We start from the raw sequence: 22,291 nt of genomic DNA, 5'->3' as shown, positions 1-22,291 counted from the left end.
ATGGCTAATGCAGGACTTGACGTTGGAGAACTTCTTTTAAAGCTTATGACCAGGGAAACTGGCGAGATCAGTAAGGTTGACTACAAACCTCAGAAACCTGAGTTTTCTAGTAACCCTGATCCTGGTGAAGAGGCGCTTTTGAGGAAGTCACCTGAATCACAGGGCGTCAGTTCTGCATTTTTTACTGGTCTTATAAGAGAACTTTCTGAAAACAAGGAATGTAATATGCACAAGATCATGTTTTTAAGGCATGGCTATGTGGTTGCGGAATGTTCTTTTGAACCATATGTGATGGATACCTGGCATGTTTCATATTCTATGTGTAAGAGTATAGTTGGAATGGCTATCGGTATCCTAGTTGACGAAGGAAAGCTTTCTCTTACAGATAAGCTTTCGGATATCTTTAGTTCTAGAATGGGACCACTAGGTCTTTTCAAAAAGCCTGTAACAGTTCAGAATCTCCTTAATATGAGTAGCGGCGTTTCATTTAACGAAGCCGGTGCCATAAGCGGAAATGACTGGAGAAAGAGCTATCTTAGTTCGAGCTTTAATTTTGAACCTGGATCTAAGTTTGAGTACAACAGCATGAACACATATATGCTGTCTGCCATAGTTACTGAGATCACAGGGGAGTCTCTATTTGAATTCTGTAAAAAGAGAATATTCGAGCCTATGGGCATCAAGAGAGTCTTTTGGGAGAGTTGTCCTCAAGGAATCACCAAAGGCGGCTGGGGCCTATTTATGCGTATTGAGGATATGGCCAAAATGGGACAGCTCTATCTTCAAAAGGGCATGTGGCATGGAACTCAGATCGTACCAGCTCAGTGGGTAATAGAGTCTACCTCATGGCAGATAGAAACTGGCCAGGATGACAACGAGCATTATGGCTACCAGCTTTGGATAAATGATGATAGGCCTGGATCCTATGCTTTTAACGGTATGCTTGGTCAAAACGTCTTTGTATATCCTGATATCGACATGGTGGTAGTTACAAATGCAGGTAACTCCGATATATTCCAGACGTCACTTATGGCAGTTAAGATCAGAAATGCAATGAAATCTGAGATCAAAACAAGTCTTGTTCCTTTGGAGGAAGACTTTGCTGCATTATCAGATCTTAAGGCTATCTGTAAGTCAGTAAGCGGAAGGACCAAGGATTTTCCAGTTATAAGTAGCGGCGGATTCAAGAAAAAGGCTATTTCTATGACCCTCGGTAGTCCTAGGAGAGTAAGGCTATCCCATGACAATAAGAGAGGATGCTTTAGAGCGTCTCTTGATGCTTATAATCTTAGAAACGAGAACCAGCTTTTAAGTAAATGGCTATCAAAGCTTGATGGCAAGTTTTATGATCTTGATGTAACGGGCGTTGGTATTTTCCCTCTTATGATGCAGGTTGTACATAATAACTTTACTGATGGTATGTACAAGATTGGCTTTAGAAAAGGGACAAATAACTCTTTTTATATTGATATCTATGAAGGAACTGATATTTACTCACTTCGCTGCGGCTTTGGAGGCAGGAGATATAAGAGCCTAGTTAATATGCATGGAGAAAAGTACATGGTTTCTATGGCTTCTACCTGTACTACGGACGAATACAATAGATTTGTTATTAGAAACGAGATCTATTTTCTTGAGGAAGCCTGCTCTAGAACCTTTAATATCTACTTTAGCGATGATGCTGCTGATAGGATGGACAGAAAGGGTACATTCATTCATCCATCTGTTCCATCAGGAATTGAGCTTAGACTCTTTGAGACACCAGGCTCTGACATGTTGATAGATACTATGAAAAATATAGCACCTGAGGGTATTACTGGAGTTCAGGGAGTTATCTTTTCAAAGATCGTTAAGGGCGGCATGAAAGAAGTACTTGAAGAGGCTGTTAAGAACACGATTCAGCCTGTAATTCATGGAAAGTTAAGCTCATGAATACTAAATAAGTGATTTTTATGGTATGATAACAAGGTCGGAAATATGTGTGTTTCCGGCCTTGTCTTATTGAATAGGAAATTAAAAAGAAAGGGTGATCATAATGGCAAATAAAGTTTATGAAAAGCTTGTAAGTTGCAAGGAGGAGATCAGAAAAAGAACTGATTTTGTGCCTGATGTGGCATTGGTTCTTGGTTCAGGCCTTGGCAACTACGCTGATAATATAAAGATCGAAACAGAAATTGAGTATAAGGATATTCCAGGATTTCCAGTATCTACAGTTCCAGGTCATGCTGGAAAGTTTATCTTTGGATACGTTGGAGATACTAAGGTTGTATGCATGAAGGGAAGAGTTCACTTCTATGAAGGCTATGACATTAGTGATGTTGTTCTTCCAGCAAGACTTATGGGAATGCTTGGAGCCAAGATTTTATTCCTTACAAATGCTTCTGGCGGACTTGGCAAGGGATTTAAGGCTGGAGACCTTATGCTTATTACAGATCACGTTTCAGTATTTGCTCCAAATCCACTTATTGGCGCAAATCTTGATGAACTTGGTCCTAGATTCCCTGATATGTCAGGTGTTTACAAAAAGGACCTTCAGGATGTCATAAGAGAAACAGCAAAAGAAAATGGTATCGACCTTAAGGAAGGTGTATACTGCCAGCTTACAGGTCCTTCATTTGAGTCACCTGCAGAGATCAAACTTCTTGCAGGACTTGGAGTATCAGCTGTTGGTATGAGTACTGTAAATGAGGCTATTGCTGCAAATCACATGGGACTTAGAGTCTGCGGTGTATCTTGCATCAGTAATCTTGCCGCTGGTCTTTCAGACAATCCACTTTCACATGAGGAAGTTCAGGAAGCAGCTGATAAGGCAGCACCTCTTTTCACAAAGCTTGTAACAGAATCTATCAAGCGTTTTAAATTCTAATAATAATATTTGGGAGTAGGTATGAGATATCGTTTTTTTAACGCCAGAGTACTTACTATGGAGCCTGGCAGAGACATTTTTAATGGGGAAGTTTGGGTAGTTGGAGATAGGATCAAATTTTCCGGGACTGAAGAGGAAGCTAGAACTTATTGTGAGAGTCATCCTGACGAGATACTTGTTTGGGATGAGGAGATTGACTGTAAAGGAAATCTCTTAATGCCTGGTTTTAAGAATGCGCATACTCATTCAGCTATGACACTTATGAGGTCTAGTGCTGATGATCTGCCACTTTCTGATTGGCTTAATAAACAGATATTCCCAATCGAAGCCAAGATGACAGCAGAGGATATCTATGAACTTTCTAAGATATCTATCTTGGAGTATTTAACTAGCGGCATCACTGCAGCCTTTGAGATGTACCTTACTCCTTTTTCTGTAGCAGATGCTTTTAGAGACTGCGGATTTAGATGCGTTCAGACTAGCTGTGTCAGTAACTTTAGCCAGTCTGTAGAGCTTTTGGAAAGATACTACAATGAGCTCAATGGAAGAGATGAGTTTAATTCATTTATTCTCGGAGTTCACGCTGAATATACTTGTTTCAAAGAGCTTTTGGAAAAGTGTGCAGAGCTTGTGCACAAGTATAAGGCACCATTTTGGGCTCATATTCAGGAGACAGAGTCTGAGACTAAGGAGTGCATGGATAGATATGGCATGACTCCTATAGAGTTCTTTGATTCTATTGGGCTTTTTGATTATGGCGGAGGCGGTTACCACCTTGTTTGGACTAGTGACAAAGACAGAGAGATCATGAAAAAGAGAGGTCTTTACGCCGTTACTAATCCTGGTTCAAACACAAAGCTTGCTAGCGGTATAGCGCCTATTAAGGAGTACCTTGAGTGCGGCATTCCTGTAGCTATTGGTACTGATGGACCTGCAAGTAACAACTGTCTTGATATGTTTAGAGAGATGTTCCTTGTGACAGGACTTGGCAAGCTAAGGAACATGGATGCTTCTTGCATTGATGCTGCAGAGGTTCTGAAGATGGCTACTGTTAACGGAGCTAGATGTATGGGACTTAATGATGCAGACTACCTTTCAGAAGGTAAGCTTGCTGATATGATCATGATCGATATGTCTCAGCCAAATATGCAGCCTATTAACAACATAGTTAAAAATCTTGTTTATAGCGGCAGCAAGAGTAACATCCTTATGACTATGATAGGCGGCGTTATCCGTTATCAGAACGGTAAATTTAATATTGGGGAAGAGCCTTTAGAGATCTATGAGAAGGCTGAAAAAATAAAGAAAAGGATTTACGGCTTATAAAGTATGGAAAGTATAATTTTTTTAAGTGTGCTTGTTGGTATTTCATTTATTGCATACATCTTGGGCATACGTGATCAGAAGAATTCTGAGAGATATCTTTTAAACAAACTTAAAAAGAACTTTGGCGAGGCACCAAACAGAGAATACAAGGCTGATGAGCTTGATCATCTCCTTGGTTATTTCAAAGCCCACAAAGAGGATTTTCAGATTGATGATACAACCTGGAATGACCTTAACATGGACGGCGTTTTTGCCAGAATGAACTATTGCCTTAGTGCCACTGGTGAAGAGTACCTTTATTATCTTTTAAGGTCACCAAAGACTGAGGATGATTTTGAGGAACTTGAGAAAAAGGTTGAGTACTTCAGAACTCATGATGAAGACAGAAGAAAGCTTCAGCTTATTTTTTCAAAGATAGGAAGACAGATCAGATATTCAATCTACGATTATATCGATTACCTTGATGATGTAACAAACTTTAGTAACAGAGAGCATTATCTGATGCTTTTGATCATTGCTATTACAATTCCAGTTTGCTTCATCAACTTTAGGATCGGCTTTATCGCATTCCTTCTGGCAGTTGCATATAACGTTGTAAGATATTTCAAGGTTAAGGGCGATATCGATCCTTATCTTGCTTCTTACAGATATATCATGAGAGTCATCAATACTGTAGGTTATTTTGAAAAGCTCGATATGGATATTATCTCTGATGATGTAGAGGCCATGAAAGAAGCAGGTAAGAAACTTAGCTCTATTACAAAGGGTTCATATATCTTAATGTCCCCTAATCGCATGAATTCTAGCGGTAACCCTGCTGAACTTATGCTTGATTACATCAGAATGGCAACTCACGTTGACCTTATCAAATTCAATCAGATGTACAAGCAGATCATGAAAAATAGAGACGAGCTCGATAAGGTTATTACTATCACAGGTAAGATTGAAAGCTATATTTCAATTGCTTGCTTTAGAGAGAGCTTTAAGGACTTTTATTGTGTTCCTAAATTTGCTGATGGATCATATGAGGCAAAAGAGCTACTTCATCCACTTATTGAAGGAGCAGTAACTAACAGCATCTCAACTGATAAGGGCGTACTTATCACAGGTTCAAATGCTTCTGGTAAGTCAACCTTCCTTAAGTGCTGTGGTATAAACTCACTTCTTGCTCAGACTACACACACAGTTCTGGCTAAGAACTATAAAGCGCCTCTTTATCTTATTTATTCATCCATGGCGCTCAATGATGATATCTTTGAAGGCGATAGTTACTACATTGTTGAGATCAAGTCTATCAAGAGAATTCTTGATGCGGCTACAAGTGCTCACAAGAAGGTTCTTTGCTTTGTAGATGAGGTTCTTAGAGGAACTAACACAATTGAGAGAATCGCAGCTTCAACTCAGATCCTTAAGACCTTTGCAGTTAATGATGTAACATGCTTTGCTGCAACACATGATATCGAGCTTACATCTCTTTTGAAAAATGAATTTGGTATTTATCACTTCGAAGGAAATGTAACGGATAACGATGTTCACTTTGATTACACTATCAAGGAAGGCCCTGCAACTACCAGAAATGCTATTAAGCTTCTTGGAGTCCTTGGATATGATGACAAGATTGTCCAGAGCGCACAGGCACTTGCAGATAATTTCCTTGCAACAGGAGTTTGGAAATAATGAAGGTTGAATTATATTCTGATGGTTCAGCTAGGGGTAACCCTGATGGACCAGGAGGATTTGGAACTATCCTTAGAGTGGTTGATTCAAAAGGTGAGGTTCACGAAAAAGAAATAAGCGCTGGCTTTGACAAGACCACTAACAACAGAATGGAGCTTCTTGGGGTTATTAAAGGGTTGGAGAGTCTTAATAGGCCTTGCGAAGTCTATGTCTTTTCTGATTCTCAGTATGTTATCAAGGCATTTACTGATGATTGGATCAGTGGCTGGATCAAAAAGGGCTGGAAAACAGCAAGTAAGCAGCCAGTTAAAAATGTTGAACTCTGGAGGAGGCTTCTTCAGGCAGCTGAGCCCCACAAGATTACCTGGAACTGGGTCAAGGGCCATGCTGGACATCCCGAGAATGAGAGATGCGATGAGCTTGCTACAACAGCTGCTGATCAAGAGGAGTCGCTTTTATATCACGACGATGGCGGCGACCTTAGAGTAATATGATTGACGAGGATTTATATTGATATACTACATTGCAGACTGCCATTTTTTTCATGGTGCACTTAATGATAGGATGGATAAAAGAGGCTTTGAAAGCGTAGAAGCCATGAATGACTATATGCTTACAAAGTGGAATGACAAGGTTACAAATGCAGATACAGTTGTTATCTTGGGGGACCTTTCTCTTGGAAAAGTTGATGAGACCAACGAGCTTATTCATAAGCTCAAAGGTAAGCTTTGCCTCATAACTGGTAATCACGACAAATACATCAAATCAGCTGATTTTGATGCTTCAAGATTTGAATGGATCGAAGATTATAAGGAGATAACTGATTCTCAAAAGAAAGTGATCTGCAGTCATTATCCAATTCCTTTTTATGATGGACAGTACAGACTTCGTCACAATGGTGATCCAAAGACATACATGTTATATGGTCATGTTCATGAGACAAGAGATGAAGTTCTTATGAAAAAAATCATTGAGATGATAAGGACTACGCCTTATAATCCTATTGGAAGCACACATGAAAGTTATATTCCCTGCAATATGATAAATTGCTTCTGCAAAAGATCTGATTATACGCCACTTACCCTTACGGAGTGGATCAAGTTAAATAAAGCTATAGAGGAGAGTTCTGATTATGGAAAATGAAAAGAAGATTATGCTTTCAGGAATTCAGCCAAGTGGTGACCTTCACCTTGGCAATTATCTTGGAGCGATCAAGAATTGGGCGGATAGAGTAAATGAGTTTGAATGCTATTATTTCATGGCAGATATGCATACAATAACAGTACGTCAGGATCCTAAGGAGCTTCGTCGTCGTTCTCTCGAGATGCTTGCTCTTTACATTGCATCAGGTCTTGACCCTGAGAAGAACACATTGTTCCTTCAGTCACATGTGCCAGCACATGCTCAGCTCGGATGGGTTCTTGACTGCTACACAATGTTTGGTGAGCTTTCACGTATGACACAGTTTAAGGATAAGTCTGAGAAGCATAAGGATAATATCAATGCAGGTCTTTTCACATATCCTTCTCTTATGGCTGCTGATATCTTACTTTACCAGCCACACTATGTACCAGTTGGTGAGGATCAGAAGCAGCACGTAGAGCTTACAAGAAATATCGCAGAGAGATTTAACAATATCTACGGTGATGTATTCCGTATTCCTGAACCTTATATTGCCAAGACTGGTGCTCGTATCTATGGTCTTACAACTCCAGGTTCCAAGATGAGTAAGTCTGAGCCAAACGGCTGCGTATTCCTTATGGATGATGACAATGTCATCATGAAGAAGTTCAAGAGAGCAGTTACAGACTCAGATACAGAGAACTGCGTACGCTATGACAAGGAAAATAAGCCAGGCGTAGCAAACCTTATGAACATCTATTCAACTATTACTGGTAAGAGCTTTGAAGAAATCGAAAAGGAATTTGCTGGACAGGGCTACGGCGTATTTAAACCAGCAGTTGGTGAAGCTGTTATTGATACAATTGCACCAATCCGTGAGGAAGCTAAGAGACTTATTGCTGACAAGGCTTACCTTGAGAATGTATATAAAGAGGGTGCTGAGAAAGCTAATTACATAGCTAATAAGACACTTCGCAAGGTATACAAGAAAGTTGGTTTCTACCAGATATAAAAAGACCACTTTTGTTTTTAATCAATAAAATAACGCTCCTTGTAGTTTAGATGGCTACAAGGAGCGTTAATTATTTATTGTATTTCAAAATAAGATCATTCACCGAATACTGCAAGGTAGTCCTTCTGGAACTTCTCGATACCTGCATCTGTAAGTGGGTGATGTGTCATCTGCTCGATTACCTTGTAAGGAACAGTTGCGATGTCAGCACCTGCAAGTGCGCAGTCTGTAACATGCATTGGATGACGGATACTTGCTGCGATGATCTCTGTCTGGATGTTGTGGATATTGAAGATCTCAGCAACTTCTGAGATAAGATCTGTACCACGAACGCTGATGTCATCAAGTCTTCCAAGGAATGGGCTAACGAATGCAGCGCCTGCTCTTGCGCAAAGAAGAGCCTGGTTTGCTGTGAATATAAGAGTCATGTTAACCTTGATGCCTTCGCTTGAAAGAACCTTACAAGCCTTAAGTCCTTCAACTGTCATAGGGATCTTAACAACCATGTTCTTGTGAAGCTTAGCAATTTCTCTGCCTTCAGCGATCATGCCCTCAGCATCAACTGTAGTAGCTTTAACTTCTCCGCTGATTGGTCCATCAACGATAGAAGCGATCTCTTTAACTACTTCATAAACATCGCGGCCTTCCTTAGCGATAAGAGAAGGGTTTGTTGTTACACCGCAGATAACCCCCATGTCATTTGCTTTTTTGATTTCTTCAATGTTGGCTGTGTCTACAAAAAACTTCATTTTACTTACTCCTTTTGACTAAATTTATATGCTTTTTAAGCAATTTTTGAACTTTTGTTTATTACTTTGCCTAGAATATGATAGCACTTATGAATTTGGAAATATATTTGCATATTGCTTATTTTCACTCACTTAATGCTCTCATGGGCGTTCACAGTTTTATCACAATTCTAACACAGAATGTTTAAAGTTAAATGTTGCTGTTATATGGTGATTTGCTTATCATAATATTGAAATAAAATGTAGACTTAATATCATTACATAATTGCTCAAGGGGAAGGCATAATGAAAAGTATATCAAGAATCTTTTTAAGTCTGGTGCTTTGCGTTAATTTGCTTGGCACTGGTTTTTTATCGTATGCAGAAAATTTAGATAATAAGGACCTTACAGACGATGTCTATACTACATCTGAAGAACCAGGTTACGCAGCATCTACTGAAGCTGCAAATATATGGGAGAGTGTTCCGGAAGAAGAAAAAGACAAAACGAATGAAGAGACACCAGAAGAAAAAGACAAGACTAATGAAGAGACATCTCTTACTTTTTCTGCTTTTGATTTTGGCTTTTTAGATGGGGGAGATCCTGCACTTCTTGGAGAATCAAAGATTGTCGTTCCAGGAAAATCATCGCCAACAGATGCAGATCTTTTATCATCTGTCACAATGACCATAAATGGTAAGAGTGTAACTGATATAGAAGCTCTTTCTCTTGACGATGTTATCACAGTTAATTACCAGTTAAAGAGCCCTATTGGTGTTAACTATGGTGTTGAGGATATTGCTGCTGATAGTGAGCCAGCTCCAGTTTATGTAACTAAGGGAGAGGTTTTCTACTTTGATGCGCCTAATGCCGGCTTTGATTACAGCGGAATATCAATTCCTTCACTTACATGTAATGGAAATGAGTTTGCAACTGTTGAGTTTGAAGAAGGTAAGATCAAGCTTACAATTGTAGATAAAGAGTATGAAAAGAATGAAAATGCTCAGTTTGGCTTTCAGTTTACTCTTAACAAAGTTGCAGATGCATACAAAAACCAGTCTAAGATAGACCTTAAGATCGGCGATAGAAACGTTGTTGTAAAGGTGTCTGAAAACCAGCCTAAGGCACCAAGCTTAAATAAAACTGGTACCTATGATAAGACTAATGATGTTATAAATTGGACTGTAAATATTGATAGAGATGCTAATGCAATTTCCTATGCTAACGGCTTTAAATTCGTCGATACTTTTGCTGGGGAACAGGTCTATGTTGATGGCTCTTTTAAGGTGAATGACACAGCGGTTACTGATGGACTTACTGTTTCAACTAGTTCCATAGAGTATGCTGTATCAGCAGCAACGACAGATTCAGATATAGTCATCAAATATCAGACTAAGCCAACAGCTGATTTCATGAAGGATTCCTTTAAGGACAATACTTCTGGTGGCAAGACGATCAACTTCTCAAATAGTGCCAAGATCCTTGATGATGCAGACAAAGAAATTGCATCTGATAACGCTACAGTTCCTGTTACCAAGGAGTACAATCAGTGGATCAAGAAGGAAGGTGGAGAGATCGACCTTTCTACTGGCAGAGCTAACTGGACTGTAACAATCGATACTAATAACTACAGCCTCAAGAACCTTAAGCTTTACGATAAGTTTGATACAGATAATGAAACTACTATGGAGCTTGTAAGTGGAAGTCTTTCTATTGACGGACCTGCAGGCACATTAGAGGGCGCAGGAAGCGGATATGATTTCTGTGTTTCTTTTGGCGACGTTTCAAATGCAGGTACTATAAAGGTTACCTATACTACTCAGATCAAGGACTTCGAGGAGTTCCAGAAGACTAATAGAAAAGTTCCAGAAAACAAGGCTTGGATCTCATATGAAGACGAAGCTGGAACAGAAGTATTTACCAAGAACGTTGGAGTTGGTATAACAGGTCTTTCTGTAAAGGCTGGAATTCACAAAGAATACACTGCCTATGATTCCAAGACACATCAGATTACATGGACAGTTACAGCTAACAAAAATAAAAAGCCAATTACTAATATTACTATCAAAGACGTTTTACCTACAGATCAAAAGCTTATAGAGATCAATAACATCAAGTTAAGTGATGGAAGTACACTTCCTGATGTAACTTCTTTTGATAACTTAAACGAGTATTCAATTGTATTTGAAGATAAGCTAAGCGGCAAGAGCGTTACATTTAATGTTGTATCTGAGATAGTTGATAAGAATTTCTGGGCAAATAATAAGTCTCAGGCTTTTACAAACAAAGCTGAGATATATACAGGTGATAAACTACTTGCAAAGGATACAGCATCCAAGACCCTTACAAGTACAGTTATCACCAAGACTTCAGGTTCATACAACTACGATACACATGAGATCGAATACAAAGTAGTTGTTAACGATAACAAGATGGAAATGAAGAGCGTTACTGTTACCGATGAACTTATCAAAGCAGGCGTAGAGCTTGTTCCTGGTTCACTTAAGATCAACGGAAGCCTTGCAAGTAGTTACACTTATACAAATGGAGTTCTAACAATAGATCTTGGAGATATTACTGCTGGTGATGATGCCAAGAAGACTATTACGTTTAGCGTTAAGGTTAAAGATGAGCTGATCTTAGGCCTTAAGAATAATGAGTCTACTCAGATAAAGAACGAGGCAACAGTTAAGTTTGATGATAACGCAGCAGGTCTTTCTTCAAACTGCACTACACCTATTAAAAACGTTATTCTTTCCAAGAAGGGTAAGATAAATCCTTCGACAGGACTAGTTGATTATACTGTTTACTTAAACTATGGAAAACAGGAAATTCCAGCTGGAACAGTACTTAGAGATACTCTTGGAGCAAGCTTTGAGTTTATCTCTGATTCAATTCATCTTTATGAATGCACAGTTGATCCTACAACGGGAGATCTATCTGCAACATCTACTGAGGTGCCTTCTAAAGTAACTGTAGAAAAAGATGGGGACAAGACAAGAATTGATATTAAGCTTACAAGTGGCACAAATAAAGCCTGCGTACTTGTTTATTCAGCAAGTATGGAGGATAAGTCACTTAATGACTTTACTAATGATGTGAAGCTCATTGGCTTCCAGGAAAATGAGGATATTTCCTCAAATTGCAGCTTCTCAGCTAGTGAGTTTAGTTCAGTTAATAACTCATCTTCAACAAGACTTGTTATTACCAAAAAAGACTTTGAAGACGGATCTCTTTTACCAGGTGCTACATTCCAGATCCTTGATGCAGATAAGAAGGTAATTGCTGAAGTTACAACTAACTCAAAAGGGCAGGCAAGACTTGTAAATAAGCTTGTTAAGGGAAATACCTATTATCTTAGAGAAACAAAGGCTCCAGAAGGATATCAGGTTAATAAAGACGATATCGAAGTTGTATTTAACAAGAATTCTCTTGAAGCAACTGTAACAAACAAAAAGATCGGATATGATCCTAAGAAGAATATCTTTGAACTTAGTGTAAATAACCTTTCTGACAAGCAGTCTGAAAAGCTTACAGGAGCAACACTTGTAGTTAGCAAAAATGCTGATGGTTCAGATCCTATTGCTACATGGAATACAGACGGAACCATTAAGTCAGTAGAGCTCAATGAAGGCGAGTATTACATAGTTCAGAAGGATGCTCCAAAGGGCTTTATTAAAGCAGATGCAATGAAGATCAAGATTGCAAAAGACGGAAATAAATTAAAGCTCTTTTCATGGAATGGTTCAAGCTATACAACATTAGACAGTAATCTTTTAACCGTTGTTAATAAGGTTGATACATCCAAGAAGAGTGGCATTTCTGTTGAAGGACTTGGCCCTGATGGCAATCCTTTAGATGGAACAAAGGTTACTGTTAGTGAGCTTGATGGAAGCTTGGCTGGAGCTACTCTTGCAACAGGCATCGTTCCAAATGATGCAACTAATGGTACTGCTGATATTAACTATCAAACCAAGTACATTGCAGTTCAGGATGAGGTTCCAGAAGGGTATCTCAAAGCTGATCCAATCATCTTTAAGATTGATAGTGACGGAAATATCTGGACTTTGAATGCAGACGGTTCCTTTACAAATACAGGCAGCAAGAAGCTTGTATTTAAGAATAAGCTTATTCCAAAGTCAAATCCTTCTAATGGCTCATCTTCAAATGGTGGTGAGTCAGGTTCTGGTGATGGAAGCGGTTCAGGAAGCGGCTCATCTGATTCACTAAGCTCAAGCAGTGGGGCTACAACAGCATCTGCTACAAATACTAATGGACAAACTGTTAAGAAGCCTATTGATATGAGTGTTCTTCCAGATGTTCTTGGCGAGTATCTTGGCGATGAAGATGAAAGCGGTGCTCCTAGACTTGCTAAGACTGCAGGATTCTTTGGAACTGTTTTATCCTATGTATTTGGACTTGTCATGCTTTTACTTGGTATGCACTTATGTTTTGGTAAGAAGAATGAAAAGAAATAAATTTGTTAGATTCCTAGGCTTTGTTCTAATGGTAATTGGTGTCCTTGTACTTGTGACATCAATTACCGTTAATACCTTCCAGTATCTTACTAAGCTTGAAGCCATTAATTCATTTAATGAGGATGATACTTGGGAAAAAATAGAAGATACTGAGGATATAGTTTTAAGTGAAGGTGAGAATTCTGAAGAGGAAGCTCCTACCTTTGATTCTAAGATAAACTATCTTGTAAAGATTCCAAAGATTGATTCTGTTGAACCTGTAAGTGAAGGGACTTCAAAGGAAGCCCTTGCTAATTCTCTTGGACATGATACATCTACTGTAAATCCAGGAGAAAAGGGAAACTGCGTAATAGCAGGTCATAGAAATTATACCTTTGGTAAGTTCTTTAATAGACTCGATGAAGTTGAGATCGGCGACATGATCTATGTTGATACTCATGAAGAGACTTATACCTACAAGGTAAAAGAAATAAAGGTCGTGGAGCCAGAAGATGTAAGCATCTTGGATAATACTGAAGAAGAGATACTTACTCTTTATACCTGCACACCTATCTATATAGCTACTCACAGACTTGTTGTGATTGCTGAAAGAGTTGAATAAAAAGTACATTTAGCCTCGCAATTTTGTTGACTAACCTGATTTAAAGCGTTAAAGTATTAAAGAGGGTTATTTCAAAATTGGGAGGTTTTACTATGCTTATCAAAGTTCTTCTTTTACTGGTCTTTTTTGCTGTAATGCTGACTATCGGCTTTATCTGCAGAAAAAATTCCACAGATGTTAACGGTTTTGTATTGGGCGGAAGAGCAGTTGGTCCTTGGGTTACAGCTTTTGCTTATGGAACAAGCTATTTCTCAGCTGTAGTATTTGTGGGTTATGCCGGACAGTTTGGCTGGAAATACGGTATTGCTGCCACATGGGCTGGAATTGGAAATGCGCTACTTGGTTCACTCCTTGCATGGGTAGTTCTTGGAAGACGTACCAGGATCATGACTCAGCATCTTGATTCAGCTACAATGCCTCAGTTCTTTGCAGCGCGCTTTGGAGGAAAATCTTTAAAAATAGCTGCATCTGTAATTACCTTTATTTTTCTTATTCCTTACACAGCATCACTTTATAATGGACTTTCAAGGCTATTTGGAATGGCCTTTAATATTGATTACTCCGTATGCGTTATCGTAATGGCTGTTTTAACAGGCATTTATGTTATTGCAGGCGGATATATGGCTACAGCAATAAATGACTTTATTCAGGGCATTATAATGCTCATAGGCATATCTGCAGTTGTTGTATCAGTCCTTAATAGTCAGGGCGGTTTTATGGCTTCCCTAAACGGTCTTGCAGCTATTACTGATGAGAGCGTATCTAGTGCTCCTGGAATCTTTGCTTCATTCTTTGGACCAGATCCAGTTAATCTTCTTGGAGTTGTTATCTTAACTTCTCTTGGAACCTGGGGACTTCCACAGATGGTTCAGAAGTTCTATGCAATTAAGAGCGAAAAGGCTATAGCTAAGGGAACAGTGGTTTCTACAATTTTTGCCTTTGTGGTTGCTGGCGGATGCTATTTTCTTGGAGGCTTTGGAAGACTTTTTTCCGATAGGATAGATATTGCAGCAAACGGCTATGACAGCGTTATTCCTACAATGCTTTCAGGTCTTCCTGATATTTTGATCGCCATGGTAGTTGTGCTTGTGCTATCTGCTTCAATGTCTACGCTTTCATCTCTGGTTCTTACAAGTAGTTCCACACTTACACTGGATCTTTTAAAGGGACATGTGATAAAAGACATGAACGAAAAGAAGCAGCTCCTTATTATGAGAGCGCTGATTGTTGTATTCGTTGCAATTTCTGTGGTGATCGCTATTGTTCAGTATAGACAGAATGTCACATTTATAGCTCAGCTCATGGGAGTATCTTGGGGAGCTCTTGCGGGAGCATTCCTTGCACCATTTCTCTACGGACTATATTGGAAAAAGACCACAAAGACAGGCGTTTGGTGCAGTTTTATCTTTTCAACTCTTGTGATGCTTGCAAATATGTTTATGAGACCAAGCTTTCCTAAGCTCTTACAGTCTCCAATAAATGCAGGTGCATTCTGTATGCTTGCTGGCCTTGTGATCGTTCCATTAGTTTCTCTTGTGACCAAAAAGCCAGATAAAGAGCTGGTTGACAATGCCTTTGCATGCTATGATAAAGAAGTTATGGTACATCAGAGCACATCTCTTTCTGATGATGAAACAGTTGCATAAGGAAAAAATGACATGGATATTAGAAGAGCAGAAACAAAGGATATAGACAGAATATTGGAGCTTTTAAGCCAGGTTCTTGAGATACACGCAAGGATTCGTCCAGATATCTTTATATCAGGAACAACCAAGTACACTAGGGAGGAGCTAGCTGATATACTAGCAGATGATAAAAGACCTGTGTATGTGGGGGTAGATGATAATGGGCTAGTGATTGGCTATGCTTTTTGTGTATTAAAAGAGCAGCCTTTTACCACCACAATGGTGCCATTTAAATCTCTTTATATTGATGACCTATGTGTAGATAAAAATGCTAGAGGAAATCATGCGGGAAAAGAGCTCTTTGAGTTCGTAAAAAGGGAAGCAAAAAGGCTTGGGTGCTATGAGGTCAATCTAAATGTTTGGGAAGGAAATGACAGCGCCAAAGCTTTTTATGAGAGAATGGGTATGAAGGTAAAAGAAACCCAGATGGAGATCATTCTATAAAATGAACCCTTGTATGCAAAATGCGTACAAGGGTTTTGCTTGTTTTTATCAGGTTAGATTGATTCAATGTCTTCCTGTGTAAGTATCTTTACGCCTTTGCCGTTTAGCTTGGCTTCAGCTGCCTTTGTGTCAGATACTCTAAATATCATGTAGGCGTGGTCTGTATTTTTGCCGCCAGTAAAGGCGTACATGTACTCAATGTTGACCTCGGCGTCATCGAAGTTTTCTAAAAGCTTATCAAGTCCGCCTGCTTCATCTGGAATCTCAATAGCAAGTACTGGTGTAAGGCTTGCTACAAAGTTATGCTCCTTAAGTGTGTTGACTGCTGACATGGCATCGTCTACAACTAGTCTTGCAATACCAAAGTCCTTGGTCTCAGCAAGAGAAGTGGCGCGCATGTTGATCTTGTTGGCTGCAAGAACGCCAGTCATATTCTTTAAGGTTCCAGGCTTATTTTCAAGAAATACAGAAATCTGCATTATACTCATGATCGTCCCTCCGTGATCTAATTAGATTATATCATATTCAGATCTTTCTCTTATCAATAACTCTTACGGCCTTTCCCTCACTTCTGGCAATGGACTTAGGAGCCATAAGTGAAACTTTTGCTTTGATTCCAAGCATTGATTTAAGGTCATCTACGAGCTTTTTCTGATTTTCTTCGATCTCACCTACATTATCAGTGAACTTTTCTGGAGTCATTTCTACCTGAACATCAAGGGTGTCAGTATTGTTTACTCTATCTACAACGATCTGATAGTTAGCGGCATAGCCATTATTTAAAAGAACTGTTTCAATCTGGCTAGGGAAAACATTTACTCCGCGGATTATCAGCATGTCATCAGATCTACCCATAGGCTTAGCCATTTTGACATGAGTTCTTCCACAGGAGCATTTTTCTCTGGTTAGACGACAGATGTCTCTTGTGCGATAACGTATCATTGGAAAAGCCTCTTTGTCCACAGCTGTAAATACAAGCTCGCCCTGTGAACCTTCTGGAAGAACTTCCTCAGTTTCTGGATCAATGATCTCAGCTATGAAGTGATCTTCATTTATATGCATTCCATTTTGCTCTGAACATTCAAAAGCAACACCAGGTCCTGAGAGTTCTGTGAGGCCATAGATGTCATAGGCTTTGATGCCTAATGATCTTTCGATATCATGGCGCATTTCCTCGCTCCATGCTTCAGCACCAAAAATTCCAGCCTTTAAAGGAATATCATCTGGCTTGTAGCCAAGCTCTTTAAATCTTTCTGCAAGGTATGCTGCATAGCTAGGTGTACAGCAAAGAAGAGTAGCTTTGAGGTCATTGATGAACATGATCTGTCTGTCGGTGTTTCCTGAACTTGTGGGAACAGTAAGGCATCCAACCTTGTGTGAACCGCCATGAAGACCAGCTCCTCCAGTAAATAGGCCATATCCATAAGATACCTGACAGACGTCTTCATCTGTTATGCCTGCTGCCATGATAGCTCTTGCGCAGCAATCCTCCCAAAGGTCTACGTCATGCTGTGTATAGAAAGCGATGACTCTTTTACCTGTTGTACCAGAAGTTGAGTGGATCCTAACGCAGTCCTTTTGAGGAACTCCAAGAAGTCCAGTTGGATATGCGTCTCGTAGATCTTTTTTAGACAAAAATGGGAGCTTGTGGAGATCATCTACTGACTTGATATCATCAGGAGTTACTCCTTTTTCTTCCATTTTCTTTCTGTAATAAGGGACGTTGTCCCATACATGCTTAACCTGTTTAACTAGCTTTTCGCTTTGTATCTTACGAATTTCTTCGTAGGGAGCACATTCGATTTCTTTTTGATAATACCTTTCCATAGTTTTGACCTTTCCACAGCTGTAATTTAGTTTGTCGCGTTTTTACCAAGCTCAAAGGCTTTTTTATTCATTTCAAGGAACCTATCTGGAACATTTGCTTCAAGTGATGCCATCCAAGCTTCCTCTGGTAGATCAAAGTAATGAGAAAGTCTTCCAAGTAAGACGATATTAACAGCCTTGGCAGAACCGGCTTTAGTTGCAAGAGCAAGGCAATCCAGTGCGTCAACACTAGCGCCTGTGTCCTTTAATTTCTCTACAAGGTTTTCAGGATAGTCTGCAGCACCTGTAATAACAGGCATTGGATCGATCTGCTGAGTATTAGTAACAATCTGGCCATCCTTTTTTAGGTATGGAAGCCATCTTGCTGCTTCTAATATTTCAAAAGATACGATGTAGTCAGCTTCGCCCTTGTCAATAACAGGAGAGTAGACCTTATCACCATATCTAACGTAGGTTACAACAGATCCGCCTCTTTGAGACATACCGTGAACCTCAGAAACCTTTACGTCATAGCCTTGATTCATTAAGAGATGTCCAAGTAATTTACTTGCAAGTAGTGATCCCTGGCCGCCTACACCAACGATCATGATATTTTTTGTCTCCATAGCTTAGGCCTCCCTTCCTGCAGCTTCTAATGCATTCATGCCGCAAAGCTGGCTACATACATTACAGCCAACGCATAGTGTAGTGTCGATCCTTGCTTTGCCATGTTTAACTGTAATAGCAGGGCAGCCTATTTTCATACAGGATTTGCAGCCTACGCATTTATCCTCATTAACATGTAAAGGAGGATTGTGCTTAACATATTTCAATAATGCACATGGTCTTCTTGAGATGATAACTGAAGGAGCCTCGGCGTTTAATTCTTCTTTGAGCACTGTATCGCACTGCTTTAAGTCATATGGATCAACAACTCTGACTCTTTCAAAGCCCATGGCTCTGCAAAGGGCCTCAAGATCGATCTTGCCTGCAGGATCACCTTTGATGTTGTAGCCAGTTGTTGGATTTTGCTGATGGCCAGTCATTCCGGTTATGGAGTTATCAACGATGATGATGGTTGAGTTTGACTGGTTATAAGCTACGTTGGCAAGGCCTGTCATACCGGAGTGCATAAATGTTGAATCACCGATAACAGCAACAGTTTTCTTTTCACTTTCTTTGCCTCTAACTTTATTAAAGCCATGAAGAGCACCAATTGATGCACCCATGCAAAGAGTCATCTCGATTGCGCCAAGAGGTGGAACGGCGCCGAGGGTATAACAACCAATGTCTCCAAGAACTGTGCAGTTATTTTTTTTAAGAGTGTAAAAGAGTCCTCTGTGAGGGCAGCCTGCACACATTACAGGAGGTCTGTTTGGAATATCCTCATCCAAAGAGATGCTTTCCTTTGTATCCTTTCCAAAGGCTTTAGCAACCAGGCTCTGAGAGAACTCGTCAATCATAGGAAGCAGCTCTTTACCTGATACAATAAGCCCAAGGTTCTTTACATGATTTTCAATGATAGGGTCAAGCTCCTCGACTACAAAGAGCTTATCTACCTTCAGAGCAAATTCTTTGATAAGAGTATCTGGAAGAGGATTGGTCATACCAAGTTTAAGTACAGATACGCTATCACCAAATACCTCTTTTACATACTGGTAAGATGTGGAAGCAGTAATGATTCCAATCTTTGTATCACCCATTTCTATCCTGTTAAGTGGGCAGTTGTTTGCATATCTTATAAGATCTTTTGTACGTTTCTCAACGATAGGATGGCGCTTTTTGGCGTTTCCTGGCATCATAACGTACTTAGCAATATTTTTTTCGTAAGGAAAATCAGGAACAGTTCTTTCTCCTGTTTCAACTAGGGACTGAGAGTGTGCTACTCTTGTGCACATCTTAAGAAGTACAGGAGTGTCGAATTTTTCAGAGATATCAAAGGCAAGCTTGGTAAATTCAAGAGCTTCCTTTGAATCAGATGGCTCGATCATTGGAACTTTGGCAGCTATGGCGTGGTGCCTTGAATCCTGCTCGTTCTGAGATGAGTGCATACCAGCATCATCAGAAACATCGATTACAAGACCTGCGTTAACACCAGTATAAGACATGGTGTACAGTGGATCAGCTGCTACATTAAGACCTACATGCTTTTGAGCACAAAATGATCTGCGGCCGGCAAGAGAAGCACCAAAAGCAGCTTCCATAGCAACCTTTTCATTTGGAGCCCATTCACAGTAAATTTCATCATATTTGGCTGCTTCCTCAGTAACCTCAGTACTAGGAGTACCAGGATAACTTGATATGAAGCATACGCCAGCTTCAAAAAGCCCACGGGCAACGGCTTTGTTGCCTAGCATGAGCTGTTTGCCATTGTTACTAGTCATGAAAAAACCTCCCTACAAAACTTTTAATGGTTTAAAGCATTAAAGCTAACCTTACTATAGAATAATAGAAAAAACCACTAAAGTCAAAAGGAAAATCATAGATTATTTGACCTTTTGCACAAAAATCTTTATACTATACTTTAACGCGTTAATGCACGTTAGAGAAGAATTTCTTTTTGGGAGGATGCAATGCCGATTACAGATCTACTTGAGAGAAATAGCAAATTGTATGGGGAAGAGGTTGCTCTTGTTGAGATCAATCCTGAGATAAAAGAAGAGCAAAGAGTTACTTGGAAAGAATATGAGCTGATCCAGCCTACACAGACTTCTTATTACAGAAGGCAGATCACATGGTCTGTTTTTGATGAAAAGGCTAATAGAGTTGCAAATATGCTCATGGAAAGAGGAATCAAAAAGGGGCAGAAATGTGCGATCCTTTTGATGAACTGCCTTGAGTGGCTTCCAATCTATTTTGGAATCTTAAAGTCTGGTGCTGTGGCAGTTCCTTTGAACTTTAGATTTACCGCTGAAGAGATTGATTACTGTTTAAAGGCTTCTGATTCTGATGTTTTATTTTACGGTCCTGAATTCATAGGAAGAATTGAGGATATTGCAGAAAAGTTAAAGAAGGAGATGCTTCTATACTACGTTGGAGATCAGTGTCCATCCTATGCTGAGGATTATTACAAGCAGGTTTCAAATAGTTCATCTGTAGCACCTAGGGTCCTTATCGAAGACAAGGATGATGCAGCTATCTACTTTTCATCTGGTACAACTGGCTTTCCTAAGGCTATCTTGCATATACATACTGCTCTTATGCAGTCTGCCAAGATGGAAGCTATTCATCATGAGACAACTCATGAGGACAATTTCCTTTGTATTCCGCCTTTATATCACACTGGTGCCAAAATGCACTGGTTTGGATCTTTATATACCGGAAGTAGAGCAGTTCTTTTGAAGGGCAATTCTCCTGAAGCTGTATTTAGAGCTGTTTCTGAGGAGCATTGCACTATAGTATGGCTCCTTGTTCCTTGGGCACAGGATATTCTGGCAGCCCTTGATGCAGGAAAGCTTAAGATCGAAGACTACAAATTAAGTCAGTGGAGGCTTATGCATATTGGGGCGCAGCCTATTCCACCAAGTCTTATTAAGAGATGGCTTGAGTACTTCCCACATCATAAATACGATACCAACTACGGACTTTCAGAATCTACAGGCCCAGGCTGCGTACATCTTGGCCTTGAGAATGTTCACAAGGTTGGAGCTATCGGAATTCCTGGCTATGGCTGGAAGGCAAAGATCGTTGATGAAAATGGTAAGGCTGTAGCAAGGGGAGAAATCGGCGAGCTTTGTGTAAAGGGACCTGGAGTTATGGTCTGCTATTACAAAAATAAAGAGGCTACCGATGAGATACTAAAGGATGGCTGGCTCTATACAGGTGATATGGCAAAAGAGGATGAGGATGGATTTATCTTCCTAGTAGACAGAAAGAAGGATGTGATCATATCAGGCGGTGAGAATTTATATCCAGTGCAGATCGAGTCATTCCTGATGAAGAATAATAAGATTCACGATGCGGCGGTTATAGGACTTCCAGATTCAAGGCTTGGGGAGATAGCGGCGGCAATCATTCAGGTAAAAGAGGGAATGGCATTAACTGAGGATGAGGTTGATGCTTTCTGCGTTGATCTTCCTCGTTACAAGAGACCACGAAAGATCATCTTTGACGTTGTCCTTCGCAACCCTACTGGCAAAATCGACAAACCAAAACTCCGCGAGAAATACTGCGGCGACCATCTTGTTGAAAAGCAAAATCGGTCTTGAGAGGACGCTTGGGAGTTTAAGTTTTCGCCTGTAACTCCGATATTTTTTGTCTTATACATTAAAACTCAAAGAACCCTAAAAGATTTATTTCACGTTGTTCAGAGAATAAATCTTTTTAGGGTTCTTTTCATTTTATGTATAGACGACAAAAAATAAATCGTTACAGTCAAAAACTTAAATCTCCCAAGCTGTTCTTTTAAGGCGGATGTTGTGTTTATTAAAAGAAATAGAAAGGGTGATGGATAGAGCATTAACTAATAAAAGATGAAATGAGCGAGATGGAATGACTAATAAAAAATGAAAAAACTTATTAAATTAATATATTTACAAATACCCC

17 protein-coding genes are annotated in these 22,291 nt (G+C 39.7%); 12 read left to right on the top strand and 5 right to left on the bottom strand.

What is annotated here, in order from left to right:
- From BLS24_RS13645 to trpS, 7 genes are all read left to right on the top strand, one after another.
- A complete protein-coding gene (locus BLS24_RS13645) occupies positions 1-1,932 on the top strand; it encodes a serine hydrolase domain-containing protein (protein WP_091760317.1) in 1,932 nt (643 codons plus the stop codon).
- Positions 1,933-2,035: 103 nt separating this feature from the next.
- Positions 2,036-2,866: a purine-nucleoside phosphorylase gene (locus BLS24_RS13640; RefSeq protein ID WP_091760314.1), complete on the top strand. Its 831-nt coding sequence runs from the start codon at positions 2,036-2,038 to the stop codon at positions 2,864-2,866.
- Positions 2,867-2,887: 21 nt separating this feature from the next.
- Positions 2,888-4,192 carry an amidohydrolase gene (locus BLS24_RS13635; RefSeq protein WP_091760312.1) on the top strand — a complete coding sequence of 435 codons (1,305 nt, stop codon included), beginning with the start codon at positions 2,888-2,890 and terminating at the stop codon, positions 4,190-4,192.
- 3 nt (positions 4,193-4,195) lie between these two features.
- Positions 4,196-5,869, top strand: coding sequence for a MutS-related protein (locus BLS24_RS13630; RefSeq protein ID WP_091760309.1), 1,674 nt, complete (start codon positions 4,196-4,198; stop codon positions 5,867-5,869).
- A complete protein-coding gene (gene rnhA, locus BLS24_RS13625) occupies positions 5,869-6,363 on the top strand; it encodes a ribonuclease HI (RefSeq protein ID WP_091760306.1) in 495 nt (164 codons plus the stop codon). The genes BLS24_RS13630 and rnhA overlap by 1 nt, the downstream gene beginning before the upstream one ends.
- A gap of 16 nt (positions 6,364-6,379) precedes the next feature.
- On the top strand, positions 6,380-7,012 hold the full coding sequence (locus BLS24_RS13620; RefSeq protein WP_091760303.1) for a metallophosphoesterase: 633 nt from the start codon (positions 6,380-6,382) through the stop codon (positions 7,010-7,012).
- Positions 7,002-8,003, top strand: coding sequence for a tryptophan--tRNA ligase (gene trpS / locus BLS24_RS13615; protein WP_091760301.1), 1,002 nt, complete (start codon positions 7,002-7,004; stop codon positions 8,001-8,003). Before BLS24_RS13620 ends, trpS begins: the two co-directional genes overlap by 11 nt.
- 95 nt (positions 8,004-8,098) lie before the next feature.
- Here the strand turns inward: trpS and fsa are convergent, their stop codons facing one another.
- Positions 8,099-8,752, bottom strand: a complete 654-nt coding sequence (gene fsa, locus BLS24_RS13610) for a fructose-6-phosphate aldolase (RefSeq protein ID WP_091760299.1) — start codon at positions 8,750-8,752, stop codon at positions 8,099-8,101.
- Between the two features lie 285 nt (positions 8,753-9,037).
- Here fsa and BLS24_RS13605 point away from each other — a divergent pair, with 285 nt between their 5' ends.
- The 4 genes from BLS24_RS13605 (at position 9,038) to BLS24_RS13590 (ending at position 15,940) form a co-directional block, all read left to right on the top strand.
- Positions 9,038-13,210: an MSCRAMM family protein gene (locus BLS24_RS13605; RefSeq protein WP_091760296.1), complete on the top strand. Its 4,173-nt coding sequence runs from the start codon at positions 9,038-9,040 to the stop codon at positions 13,208-13,210.
- Positions 13,197-13,811, top strand: coding sequence for a class D sortase (locus BLS24_RS13600; protein WP_176764443.1), 615 nt, complete (start codon positions 13,197-13,199; stop codon positions 13,809-13,811). The genes BLS24_RS13605 and BLS24_RS13600 overlap by 14 nt, the downstream gene beginning before the upstream one ends.
- 92 nt (positions 13,812-13,903) lie before the next feature.
- Positions 13,904-15,457 carry a sodium:solute symporter family protein gene (locus BLS24_RS13595; protein WP_091760290.1) on the top strand — a complete coding sequence of 518 codons (1,554 nt, stop codon included), beginning with the start codon at positions 13,904-13,906 and terminating at the stop codon, positions 15,455-15,457.
- 12 nt (positions 15,458-15,469) lie between these two features.
- The gene (locus tag BLS24_RS13590; RefSeq protein ID WP_091760286.1) at positions 15,470-15,940 is read left to right on the top strand and encodes a GNAT family N-acetyltransferase; all 471 of its coding nucleotides are present in this window, start codon (positions 15,470-15,472) and stop codon (positions 15,938-15,940) included.
- A gap of 53 nt (positions 15,941-15,993) precedes the next feature.
- On the opposite strand, the gene BLS24_RS13585 is transcribed toward BLS24_RS13590, so the two are convergent.
- The 4 genes from BLS24_RS13585 to iorA are packed head-to-tail and all read right to left on the bottom strand — an operon-like array spanning position 15,994 to position 20,130.
- On the bottom strand, positions 15,994-16,428 hold the full coding sequence (locus BLS24_RS13585; RefSeq protein ID WP_091760283.1) for an acetolactate synthase: 435 nt from the start codon (positions 16,426-16,428) through the stop codon (positions 15,994-15,996).
- 37 nt (positions 16,429-16,465) lie between these two features.
- Complete coding sequence (locus tag BLS24_RS13580; protein ID WP_091760279.1) at positions 16,466-17,767, bottom strand: phenylacetate--CoA ligase family protein; 1,302 nt, start codon at positions 17,765-17,767, stop codon at positions 16,466-16,468.
- A gap of 26 nt (positions 17,768-17,793) precedes the next feature.
- Positions 17,794-18,372, bottom strand: coding sequence for an indolepyruvate oxidoreductase subunit beta (locus BLS24_RS13575; RefSeq protein WP_091760276.1), 579 nt, complete (start codon positions 18,370-18,372; stop codon positions 17,794-17,796).
- A 3-nt stretch (positions 18,373-18,375) separates the two neighbouring features.
- Positions 18,376-20,130, bottom strand: a complete 1,755-nt coding sequence (gene iorA / locus BLS24_RS13570; RefSeq protein ID WP_091760273.1) for an indolepyruvate ferredoxin oxidoreductase subunit alpha — start codon at positions 20,128-20,130, stop codon at positions 18,376-18,378.
- A gap of 189 nt (positions 20,131-20,319) precedes the next feature.
- Here iorA and BLS24_RS13565 point away from each other — a divergent pair, with 189 nt between their 5' ends.
- Complete coding sequence (locus BLS24_RS13565; RefSeq protein WP_091760271.1) at positions 20,320-21,954, top strand: class I adenylate-forming enzyme family protein; 1,635 nt, start codon at positions 20,320-20,322, stop codon at positions 21,952-21,954.
- Positions 21,955-22,291: the final 337 nt, after the last annotated feature.

The organism is Butyrivibrio sp. INlla18, assembly GCF_900103635.1.
Taxonomy (GTDB): domain Bacteria; phylum Bacillota; class Clostridia; order Lachnospirales; family Lachnospiraceae; genus Butyrivibrio.
The sequence above is the reverse complement of the archived record's forward strand: the minus strand, read 5'-3'. Positions and strand labels throughout refer to the sequence as shown.

Bases quoted from the DNA above. Each gene is read 5' to 3' on its own strand.
- BLS24_RS13645 (WP_091760317.1), top strand. From the start codon at position 1: ATGGCTAATGCAGGACTTGACGTTGGAGAACTTCTTTTAAAGCTTATG.
- BLS24_RS13575 (WP_091760276.1), bottom strand. From the start codon at position 18,372: ATGGAGACAAAAAATATCATGATCGTTGGTGTAGGCGGCCAGGGATCA.
- trpS (WP_091760301.1), top strand. From the start codon at position 7,002: ATGGAAAATGAAAAGAAGATTATGCTTTCAGGAATTCAGCCAAGTGGT.
- BLS24_RS13590 (WP_091760286.1), top strand. From the start codon at position 15,470: ATGGATATTAGAAGAGCAGAAACAAAGGATATAGACAGAATATTGGAG.
- BLS24_RS13595 (WP_091760290.1), top strand. From the start codon at position 13,904: ATGCTTATCAAAGTTCTTCTTTTACTGGTCTTTTTTGCTGTAATGCTG.
- BLS24_RS13600 (WP_176764443.1), top strand. From the start codon at position 13,197: ATGAAAAGAAATAAATTTGTTAGATTCCTAGGCTTTGTTCTAATGGTA.
- BLS24_RS13565 (WP_091760271.1), top strand. From the start codon at position 20,320: ATGCCGATTACAGATCTACTTGAGAGAAATAGCAAATTGTATGGGGAA.
- BLS24_RS13585 (WP_091760283.1), bottom strand. From the start codon at position 16,428: ATGAGTATAATGCAGATTTCTGTATTTCTTGAAAATAAGCCTGGAACC.
- BLS24_RS13605 (WP_091760296.1), top strand. From the start codon at position 9,038: ATGAAAAGTATATCAAGAATCTTTTTAAGTCTGGTGCTTTGCGTTAAT.
- fsa (WP_091760299.1), bottom strand. From the start codon at position 8,752: ATGAAGTTTTTTGTAGACACAGCCAACATTGAAGAAATCAAAAAAGCA.
- BLS24_RS13630 (WP_091760309.1), top strand. From the start codon at position 4,196: ATGGAAAGTATAATTTTTTTAAGTGTGCTTGTTGGTATTTCATTTATT.
- BLS24_RS13580 (WP_091760279.1), bottom strand. From the start codon at position 17,767: ATGGAAAGGTATTATCAAAAAGAAATCGAATGTGCTCCCTACGAAGAA.
- BLS24_RS13635 (WP_091760312.1), top strand. From the start codon at position 2,888: ATGAGATATCGTTTTTTTAACGCCAGAGTACTTACTATGGAGCCTGGC.
- rnhA (WP_091760306.1), top strand. From the start codon at position 5,869: ATGAAGGTTGAATTATATTCTGATGGTTCAGCTAGGGGTAACCCTGAT.
- BLS24_RS13640 (WP_091760314.1), top strand. From the start codon at position 2,036: ATGGCAAATAAAGTTTATGAAAAGCTTGTAAGTTGCAAGGAGGAGATC.
- iorA (WP_091760273.1), bottom strand. From the start codon at position 20,130: ATGACTAGTAACAATGGCAAACAGCTCATGCTAGGCAACAAAGCCGTT.